At 69.3% G+C, this 8,336-nt stretch carries 11 protein-coding genes; 9 read left to right on the forward strand and 2 right to left on the reverse strand.

Translation table 11 applies throughout. From position 1 onward, the window contains the following. Positions 1–97: 97 nt before the first annotated feature. The 5 genes from IBL26_RS24690 (at position 98) to IBL26_RS24710 (ending at position 2,697) form a co-directional block, all read left to right on the forward strand. On the forward strand, positions 98–424 hold the full coding sequence (locus tag IBL26_RS24690) for a hypothetical protein (RefSeq protein WP_187787161.1): 327 nt from the start codon (positions 98–100) through the stop codon (positions 422–424). Between the two features lie 96 nt (positions 425–520). Beyond that, entirely contained in the window at positions 521–1,027 is a 507-nt protein-coding gene (locus tag IBL26_RS24695) for a hypothetical protein (protein WP_187787162.1), read from the forward strand. Between the two features lie 250 nt (positions 1,028–1,277). Continuing rightward, the gene (locus tag IBL26_RS24700) at positions 1,278–1,655 is read left to right on the forward strand and encodes a hypothetical protein (RefSeq protein WP_187787163.1); all 378 of its coding nucleotides are present in this window, start codon (positions 1,278–1,280) and stop codon (positions 1,653–1,655) included. Then, positions 1,652–2,131: a cell wall hydrolase gene (locus tag IBL26_RS24705; protein ID WP_187787164.1), complete on the forward strand. Its 480-nt coding sequence runs from the start codon at positions 1,652–1,654 to the stop codon at positions 2,129–2,131. Before IBL26_RS24700 ends, IBL26_RS24705 begins: the two co-directional genes overlap by 4 nt. Before the next feature lie 209 nt (positions 2,132–2,340). Next, the gene (locus IBL26_RS24710; protein WP_187787165.1) at positions 2,341–2,697 is read left to right on the forward strand and encodes a DUF952 domain-containing protein; all 357 of its coding nucleotides are present in this window, start codon (positions 2,341–2,343) and stop codon (positions 2,695–2,697) included. Positions 2,698–2,701: 4 nt separating this feature from the next. On the opposite strand, the gene IBL26_RS24715 is transcribed toward IBL26_RS24710, so the two are convergent. Continuing rightward, positions 2,702–3,529, reverse strand: coding sequence for a DMT family transporter (locus IBL26_RS24715; RefSeq protein ID WP_187787166.1), 828 nt, complete (start codon positions 3,527–3,529; stop codon positions 2,702–2,704). 188 nt (positions 3,530–3,717) lie between these two features. On the opposite strand from IBL26_RS24715, the gene IBL26_RS24720 reads away from it, so the two are divergent. From IBL26_RS24720 to IBL26_RS26025, 4 genes are all read left to right on the forward strand, one after another. After that, a complete protein-coding gene (locus IBL26_RS24720) occupies positions 3,718–4,776 on the forward strand; it encodes a quinone-dependent dihydroorotate dehydrogenase (RefSeq protein WP_187787167.1) in 1,059 nt (352 codons plus the stop codon). After that, on the forward strand, positions 4,776–5,639 hold the full coding sequence (locus tag IBL26_RS24725) for a TIGR01459 family HAD-type hydrolase (protein ID WP_187787168.1): 864 nt from the start codon (positions 4,776–4,778) through the stop codon (positions 5,637–5,639). The genes IBL26_RS24720 and IBL26_RS24725 overlap by 1 nt, the downstream gene beginning before the upstream one ends. A 299-nt stretch (positions 5,640–5,938) precedes the next feature. Beyond that, positions 5,939–7,180 (forward strand): multidrug effflux MFS transporter, encoded by a 1,242-nt coding sequence (locus IBL26_RS24730; RefSeq protein ID WP_187787169.1) that lies wholly within the window; start codon positions 5,939–5,941, stop codon positions 7,178–7,180. 96 nt (positions 7,181–7,276) lie between these two features. Further along, positions 7,277–7,630 (forward strand): Hpt domain-containing protein, encoded by a 354-nt coding sequence (locus IBL26_RS26025; RefSeq protein WP_187787170.1) that lies wholly within the window; start codon positions 7,277–7,279, stop codon positions 7,628–7,630. On the opposite strand, the gene IBL26_RS24740 is transcribed toward IBL26_RS26025, so the two are convergent. Further along, positions 7,619–8,336 (reverse strand): response regulator (locus IBL26_RS24740; protein ID WP_187787171.1); only part of this gene is annotated, 718 nt, incomplete at its 5' end. The genes IBL26_RS26025 and IBL26_RS24740 overlap by 12 nt on opposite strands.

Below are 8,336 nucleotides of genomic sequence, written 5' to 3' on the forward strand. Positions count from 1 at the left end.
CTCCACCTCGTCGCCTTCGTCTGCCTCATGCTCAAACAGGCCGCTCTACTCACCCCAGGTCCATAACAGCCTCTAGGCCAAACGGATGGATCGAATAATGGTAGTCTGGGCTAATCTGCCGAAAATGCGCGCCGATCTGATCTTGGCGGCGCGCCTAGCTCTGCGCGATCAAACACCGGAATGTCTGGCGGCGTATTCGGTTGACGTGGATATCCCTCGTCATCTCCTTAAAATGAGAGCGCACTGTGCCTCTCAACCTTCTGAGGAAGAGATGGAAGATTTGTTCTGCGCGGAAACAGAGATATTCTCTTATTATTTTGATGATACTTTTGTTGAGACGGAGATAGAGGTGCTGGCACCTGGTGCGGAGCCGAATTTTCTGCCGGGTGGTGTGGCCTATCGCCGCTCAGAACAGCAAGGCTAAAGCTGGAGCGGCCATCTTAAAACACCGCCATGTCTGTTTACCACACGGCAAGGCTCACCATGTCATGCTGCACTGCACAGTGGAGCATGCCGCTCAATGGCTCAGGTCTCGCCTTGCACGTCACAGGCTGTCTTCCAGTCGCCGGATTGGTTCGACACCGGCAACAGCCCTATCGGCACCTTTCGCTTCCGTGGCGGCCGACAGGCGCCGACGACCCGCGCACTGATTCACTACACGCCGGAGGGAAGGCGCTTCATCCCCGCCCGCCCGGAAGGTTTCGCCGCCCCGCCCTGGCGGTTGGAGGCCTGGCATGAATGGCAGGCGGACCTGGCCTGGTCGTTGCGTCGGGCACTGAAGGGGCAGACACCGCAGGCCCTGGCGCTTTCCGTGGTCGCGCTGGACCTGCGCGCATGCGCCGCCACGCTGTACCATGTGCTGGACCGCGCTCCGCGTGGCGCGGACGAGCACGACCTCAACGCAATCGAGGCCGAGGTGATGGCGGATTTCATTGGGTGCTGCCGCATCGGCACGCTGCGCGCGGTCGTGGGGCAGGATGGCTCGGCGTCCCTGCCGCAAGGAATGGTGGCCTATCGGCGCATTTGAACGCCGCGAAAATCGGCTTGATCTAGGATAAAAATCCGCTTATCCTTCGTCTTGTCAGCGGCCGAACTATGCCTGCGGCGCGGCATCCCCCTTATCCTGTCAGTCTTCCGTGACCGTCTATCCCACACGGGTAGGCGTCCGCTCGTGCCGTCATTTCATCGCAACTGGTTGCCGAAGGCGCCGGTGGCTCCCTGCCTCGCAGGGTCAGCCGCCGGCGCTTTCGTCGTTCAAGCAGGCCAAGGAGGGCCGCATGATCCCCGCAGAGATGGAGCCGCAGGTGCTCGCCACCGCGGTGCAGGCGCCAATGATGGCGGCCTTGTTCTGGATGATGCACGGGCTGCGGCGCGGCCTGTCCGAGCGCCCCTGCGCGCCGGAGGAACCGCCGCCGCAGCGTTGCGAGGCCGACGCCCTGTCGCGCACGCGCGACGAGCTGGCAGCCTTCAAGCTGGAAGTGGCGCGGACCTACGTGCCGCTGTCGCTGATCCGCGATGTGGACCAGCGGCTGACGCAGCAATTGCTGCGGATTGAGGAAAAACTGGATGCCGCGACCCGCGCCGCCACGGCGGCGGCGGCGGCGGTCGCGGCGCAACAGCCCCAGCATCGCTGGCGGCCGGAGGATCGGGCATGAGCGCTTCCATCGAAACCACCAAGGCCACCACCGCGCCGCAACTGGCGCCGCTGGAGGTCTTTGCCCTGACCCTGTGGGCGGAGGCCGGCACCCGCTCCGTCCGCGCCATCGAAGCGCTAGCCGCCGTGGTGATGAACCGCGTCCGCCGGGCCGAGGCCGGGGAAGCCGCGCGCTGGGGCAGGGGGGTGGCCGGTGTGTGCCGCGCGCCCTTCCAGTATTCCTGCTGGAACAGCCGCCACCCGCGCCACCTGCTGCTGCTGGCACCGCCGGCGGCCGACCCGGCCCTGGCGATGTGCCGCCGCATCGCCGCCCGCGCCCTGGCCGGCCTGCTGGCGGACCCGACCCGCGGCGCCACCCACCACCATGCGGAGGAGGAACTGCCCGGCTGGGCCGTGGCCCGTACGCCCTGCGCGGAGCTGGGCGGCTTCCTGTTCTACGCGGCGGAAGCTGTGACCCAGGGTAAGAACAAAAAGTGAACAATCTTGCGGACCTGCGCGGCTTCCGATAGGCCGCGTGGCTCCCGGCCTGCCGAAGCGTCCCCGCCTGGTCCGCCTCGGCCCTGGGCAGCGTCACCAAATTTCGGCGCTGCCACTCGTATCCCGGGCCGTTCACGGACCACCATGCCGCACGCCGTTCGGCGCCATGCCCCTGAACGCCGCCGGCTATCCGCGCTACCATCCCGCCCATGGAAGCAGTGATCTACACCATGGTGCGCGATGCCGATTGGCAGGCCGCGCAGGCCGCCGGCGCCTATGCCGGCAGCGTGGAGGACCGCCATGACGGCTTCCTCCATTTCTCCACCGCCGCGCAGTTGCGTGGCAGCGCGGCCAAACACCGCGCCGGGCAGGCGGATCTGTGGCTGCTGGCCGCCGATGCCGCCGCCCTGGGCGACACCCTGCGATGGGAACCTGCGGCCGGCGGCAGCCGCCCCGGCCTGTTCCCGCATCTCTACGCGCCCCTGCCGCTCGCCGCCTTGCGGAGCGCGGCACCGCTGCCGTTGGGCAGGGATGGGCTGCACGTCTTCCCCCCCGAGATTCCCTGAACCTTCAGGTCTTCAGCGCACGCTGGCTCATGATGCAGGCACCGACGACGATGGACGCCCCCAACAGGGTGGCTGGCGTCGGCCAGGTGCCCCAGATCGCCGCATCCAGCCCCACCGCCCAGACCAGCGCGGAGAATTCCAGCGGTGCCAACCGCGCCGCGTTGGCGTAGCGGAAGGCCAACGCCAGGCAGATGGTCGAGGTGCCGGCGAACACACCGTTCGCGGCCAGCGCCGCCCAGTCCAGCCCTGCCGGCGGCACCCAGCCGGTCCAGGCGAAGGGCGCCAGCACCAGCACGCCGGGCAGGGCCGACCACAGGATCAGCCGCGCCACCCCGGCCTCCTGCCGCAGTTTGCGGTTGATGGTCAGCACGGTGGCGTAGCTGATGGTGCCGAGCATGGCGTAGGCATAGGCGCGCAGCGGCCCGCCGCTCTGCAGCCCCGGCGCCATCGCCACCAGCACGCCCAGAAAGCCCACCGCGCTCCACAGCCACACCGCGCGCGGCGGCATCTCACCCAGCAGCAGGGCGGCCATGGCCATGGTCAGGAACGGCGCGGTGAAATAGACCAGATAGCCCTCGGCCATTGGGATCTCGCGCAGCGCCATGAAGAAGCCGATGCCGGAGCCCATCATCGCCGCCGCGCGCAACAGGTGCAGCCAGGGATGCGCCGTGCCCAGCGAGCCGCCCAGCCCCGGCCGCAACGCCCGCGCGCCCAGCAGCAGCGCCAGCATCACCAACTGCCGGATCACCAGCACCTGCGCCACCGGATAGCCGCCGGACAGCAGCTTGCTGTTGGCATCCAGAACCGCGAACAGGCCAAGCGCGGCCAGCATCAGTAACGGCCCCTGCAAGGCGCTCTCCCATTCGCGGCCAGTCTCATCGGGTGAACCGGCCGGCCAGGGCATCAGCCATAAGCGCCGCCGCGCCGCAATCCCCCCTCGCATCGCCATGCGCGTGGCACGGGCGGCCGGCGCTTTCCGGCCTTCCCTTGTGCGCCGCATCAGGGCACAAGCGGCGGGCCATGACCCCTGCCATTGCTTCCGCCCTGATGCCCCTGATGCGCGGCTTCGACCCCGAGCGCGCGCACAACCTGGCGCTCAAGGCGCTGGCCCTCGGCCTCGCCGGGTCGGACCGCGGCACGGATGACGCCGTGCTGGCCACCTCCGCCTTCGGTGTGGCCTTCCGGAACCCCATCGGCCTGGCCGCCGGCTTCGACAAGAACGCCGCCGCCGTGCTGCCGCTGATGCGCCTCGGGTTCGGCTTCGTCGAGCCCGGCACCACCACGCCCCGCCCGCAGGATGGCAACCCCCAGCCACGCCTGTTCCGGTTGGAGGAGGATGCGGCGGTCATCAACCGCATGGGCATGAACAATCTCGGCCTGCAGGCCTTCGCCTCGCGCCTCGCCGCGCTGCCGCGGCCGCTGCCGGCGGTGCTCGGCGCCAATATCGGCATCAACAAGGAAGGCGCGGAGCCGGAGCGGGACTACCCCGCGCTGTATCTCGGCGTTGCGCCGCATGCCGCCTACGTCACCGTCAACGTCTCCTCCCCCAACACGCCGGGGCTGCGGGACCTGCAGGGCGAGGCGAAGCTGGCCGCCATCCTGGCCGAGATCGCCATCGCGCGCGCTGGCGCCCCGAAGCAGCCGCCCGTGCTGGTCAAGATCGCGCCCGACCTGGCGCCGGACGCCGTGGCGCCGCTGGTCGAGACCTGCGTCGCGAACGGCGTGACCGGGCTGATCGTCTCCAACACCACCATTGCCCGGCCGGCGAGCCTGCAAAGCGCCCATAAGGGCGAGACCGGCGGCCTCTCCGGCGCACCGCTCTTCGCGCCCTCCACGGAGTTGCTGAAGCAGGTCTACCGCCTCTCCGCCGGCCGGCTGACGCTGATCGGCTGCGGCGGCATCGCGACGCCGGAGCAGGCCTACCTCAAGATCCGCGCCGGCGCCTCGCTGGTGCAGCTTTATGCCGCCTTCGCCTATGCGGGGCCGCGGCTGATCCCGGACCTGAAGCGCGGACTGGCGGCGCTGCTCAAGCAAGACGGCTTCGCCAGGGTCGCAGACGCCGTAGGAGTCGATGCCTGATGCGGATGATGGAAAGCGTGGCCGAACTGGCCGACAGCCATGACGGCTTCGTCCTGGATATCTGGGGCGTCATCCACGATGGCCAGAAGCCCTATCCCGGCGTTCCGGAGGCTCTGGCCGAGATGCGGGCGCGCGGCAAGCGCATCGTCCTGCTCTCCAACGCCCCGCGCCGGTCCTGGACCGTCGCCAAGGCGCTGCAGGGCATGGGCCTGGGCAGCGAGCTGTTCGACGGCATCGTCACCAGCGGCGAAGTGTCCTGGACCCTGTTGCGGGACCGCACGCATCCCTGGTTCGCCAAGCTGGGCAACCGCGCCTTCCACCTGGGGCCGGAGCGTGACCTTTCGGTGGTGGAGGATCTGCCCATCACCCTGGTCTCCACCCCCGCCGAGGCCGACTGGCTGCTGAACACCGGCCCCGACCCCGACCGCGGCCCCAAGAGCGTTGAACCCTATCAGCCGCTGCTGGAGGAATGCGCCCGCTTCAAGCTGCCGATGCTGTGCGTCAACCCGGACCGCGCCGTGATGGTGGGCGGTGAGCGGCTGATCTGCGCCGGCGCCTTCGCCGACCGCTATCTGGAGCTGGGTGGCGACGTCATGGAAATCGGCAAGCCTGATGCCATGGTCTACGAGACGGTGCTCTCCACCCTCGCCGTGCCGGCCGCGCGCGTCGTCGCCATCGGCGACACCCCGCATACCGACCTGCTGGGCGCCAAGAACGCCGGCATCGACGCCGTCTGGGCCATGACCGGCCTGGCCGCCGACAGCCTCGGCCCCGACCCCAGCTCCGCGCTGCTGGAATCCGAAGCGGCGCGCCAGCACGTCACGCCGGTGGCGGCATTGCGCAGCCTGCGCTGGGCTGCCTGAGCGGGGCAGGCTGCTGCCAGCGGACAGGAAGGCCGGGGAAGGGATTCCCCGGACACCATCTTTTTTCTTACGAGCCTGATGTCAGGCGGCATAACCACGGCCGTCGCTCAGGGCCGTGCCGCGACACCCCTCCGCTCCCTCGCCCCATCACTGACAAAAAGAAGATGGGGCCAGGGATTCTTCCCCGGCTTTGTTTCTTCCCACCCGACCATGCACCGACGTCTTCGCCGTTGAAGAGCGCCCAAAGGTGAAGGGTGGCCGTCTGGTATCCATGGCCCGGCTGGGTCATAGAACGTTCCATGAGCCCGCGTGACACCCCCCCGGTACCGTCGTCAGACACTGCCCCCCGGATGTCGCCGGGCTCGGCCAAGCCCGCCATGCCGCCGGTTTGGCTACTGACGCTGCTGACGGGTGCCGGGCCGTTCACCATGCAGGTGCTGATCCCGGTCCTGCCGGCGCTGGCCGGGCATTTCGCCGTGCCCTATGCCTCGGCCCAGCTGACGTTGACGGTCTATCTCGTCGGCATCGCGGTGGGGCAGTTGATTTACGGGCCGTTGTCGGACCGCTTCGGGCGACGGCCGCTGCTGCTGGCTGGGCTGTGCATCTATTTCGTCGCGTCCCTGGCCGCGGCGCTGGCGCCTTCCATCGGGCTGCTGGTGGCGGCGCGTGCCATCCAGGCCGCCGGTGCCTGCGCCGGCATGGTGATGACCCGGGCGATGATTCGCGACGTCTTCCCGCGCGACCAGGCCGCCAGCAAGATCGGCTTCGTCATGATGGGCATGACAGTGGCGCCGATGATGGCGCCCCTGGTCGGCGCCGAGCTGCAGGCGCTGTTCGGCTGGCGCGCCACCATGCTGGCCTGCGCCGCCTTCGGCCTGGCACTGCCGCTGCTGGTGCTGCGCTTCCTGCGGGAAACGCTGCGCGAGCCGCAGCCGCTGCCGGGCCTGTTCGGCGTTGTCGGTGCCTATGCGTCGCTTTTCCGCATCCACGCCTTCCGTTGCTACAGCGTGGTCACCGCCTGCTCCAGCGGCGTGTTCTTCTCCTTCATGGCCGGGGCGCCGCGCGTGCTGGTGGAAGGGCTGGGGCATACCCCGCGCGACTATGCCATCGCCTTCATGGGTATCTCCGTCTCCTTCGCCGTCGGCTCCTTCCTGGCGGGGCGGCTGTCGGCGCGGCGGGGCGTGCGACAGATGCTGCATGCCGGGCTGATCGTCACCACCCTCGGTGCCGTGCTCTCCCTGCTCACGCTGCTGACCCTGCCACTGTCGCTGGCGCTGTTCTTCGCGCCGATGCTGCTGGTGGGCATCGGCAACGGCATCTCCCAACCCAATTCAATGGCGGCCGCCATCAGCATCCAGCCCAAGCTGGCCGGCACCGCCTCCGGCGTCGTCGGCGCCACGCAGATGGCGTTCGGCGCATTGATGACGCTGTTGACCGGCGCGCTGGAGACCGGCAACGGCTTTGGCACCGCCGCCGTCATGGCGGTCTGCGCCGTCGGGGCTCAGATTGGCCTGGCCATGGTGGGGCGGGAGCGCAACTAGAGCGTGCGCCCGCCACAAGTGGTCGTTGCAAAGTTAAAATCACCTGAAACCATGACGCGAATTGACCGGGCCCCCGGGGTTTGCGAGGTTCCCGCCGTGAACGCCATTGATCCCTTCATCGCTCAGCAACTTGCTGCGGACCTTCCGCCGGACGTGTTCGTCGGCGTGGTGCGCACCTTCGAGGCGGATCTGGCCCGATTGGCGCAGCTGATGGTGGACGCGGTGAGAGCCGGCGACATGGAATCCTACCGCCGCTGCGCCCATGGCCTGGCGGGCGCGGCGGGGGCCATCGGCGCGCGCCGGCTGGAAGCTTTGGCACGGCGGGCGATGAGCGCGGCCGGCGAACCCTCGGCGACGGAAGTGGTGTTGCTGGGCCAGGAAGCGAAGGCGGCGCTGGCCGAGTTGTTCACCCTCTCCAGCGGTGCCGCGAATCCGGGCTCAGCCGGCTGAGGCCTGCTGCTGCTGCCGGTGCCCCAGCAGCGCCAGCAGGGCGGAGCGCTGCACCGGCTTCGGCAGATACCCGTTCATGCCCGCCGCCAGGCACTGCTCCTGGAATTGCAGCCCCAGCGCCGCGGTCAGTCCGATGATGCGGACCTGGCTGTTCGGCCCACCGCTGCGGCGAATGGCACGAGTCGCTTCCAGCCCGTCCATCACCGGCATCTGCAGGTCCATCAGCACGACGTCGTAGGCCACCTGTTGGGCCCGGGCCACGGCGGCGGCGCCATCCATGGCCACGTCCACCTGGCAACCGGCGCTCTGCAGCACCGTCCGCAGCACCAGCTGGTTGGTCGCGTTGTCCTCTACCAACAGCACCCGCGGGTGCGGGGCATCCATATCCCGCTCGCCGGTCGGCCCTGGGGTAGGGAAGGACGCGTCGCGCCCGCCCAATAGCTGCGCCAGGACGCCGCGCAGCTTGGCGGGCATCACCGGCCGCAACAGCACGGCATCGACGGCAGCGGCATCCGCCGGTGCCTGCCGCGCCAGGGTGGTGCCATGCGCGCTGAGGATCAGCGCGGTGCCCGCCAGTTCCGGCTCGGCGCGGATGGCGCGGGCCAGGGCGATGCCGTCCTCGTCCTCGCCGCCGGTCCGGCCCAGCAGGGCGGCGGCGAAGGGTTGCCCGGCGGTGGCGGCGCGGCGCAGCGCCGCCAGCGCGGCC

Origin of the sequence: Teichococcus aerophilus (assembly GCF_014490485.1) — a bacterium.
Lineage (GTDB): Bacteria > Pseudomonadota > Alphaproteobacteria > Acetobacterales > Acetobacteraceae > Pseudoroseomonas > Pseudoroseomonas aerophila.

Coding starts and splice junctions, on each gene's coding strand:
- IBL26_RS24690 (WP_187787161.1), top strand. CDS start 98: ATGGTAGTCTGGGCTAATCTGCCGAAAATGCGCGCCGATCTGATCTTG.
- IBL26_RS24695 (WP_187787162.1), top strand. CDS start 521: ATGGCTCAGGTCTCGCCTTGCACGTCACAGGCTGTCTTCCAGTCGCCG.
- IBL26_RS24700 (WP_187787163.1), top strand. CDS start 1,278: ATGATCCCCGCAGAGATGGAGCCGCAGGTGCTCGCCACCGCGGTGCAG.
- IBL26_RS24705 (WP_187787164.1), top strand. CDS start 1,652: ATGAGCGCTTCCATCGAAACCACCAAGGCCACCACCGCGCCGCAACTG.
- IBL26_RS24710 (WP_187787165.1), top strand. CDS start 2,341: ATGGAAGCAGTGATCTACACCATGGTGCGCGATGCCGATTGGCAGGCC.
- IBL26_RS24715 (WP_187787166.1), bottom strand. CDS start 3,529: ATGCTGGCCGCGCTTGGCCTGTTCGCGGTTCTGGATGCCAACAGCAAG.
- IBL26_RS24720 (WP_187787167.1), top strand. CDS start 3,718: ATGACCCCTGCCATTGCTTCCGCCCTGATGCCCCTGATGCGCGGCTTC.
- IBL26_RS24725 (WP_187787168.1), top strand. CDS start 4,776: ATGCGGATGATGGAAAGCGTGGCCGAACTGGCCGACAGCCATGACGGC.
- IBL26_RS24730 (WP_187787169.1), top strand. CDS start 5,939: ATGAGCCCGCGTGACACCCCCCCGGTACCGTCGTCAGACACTGCCCCC.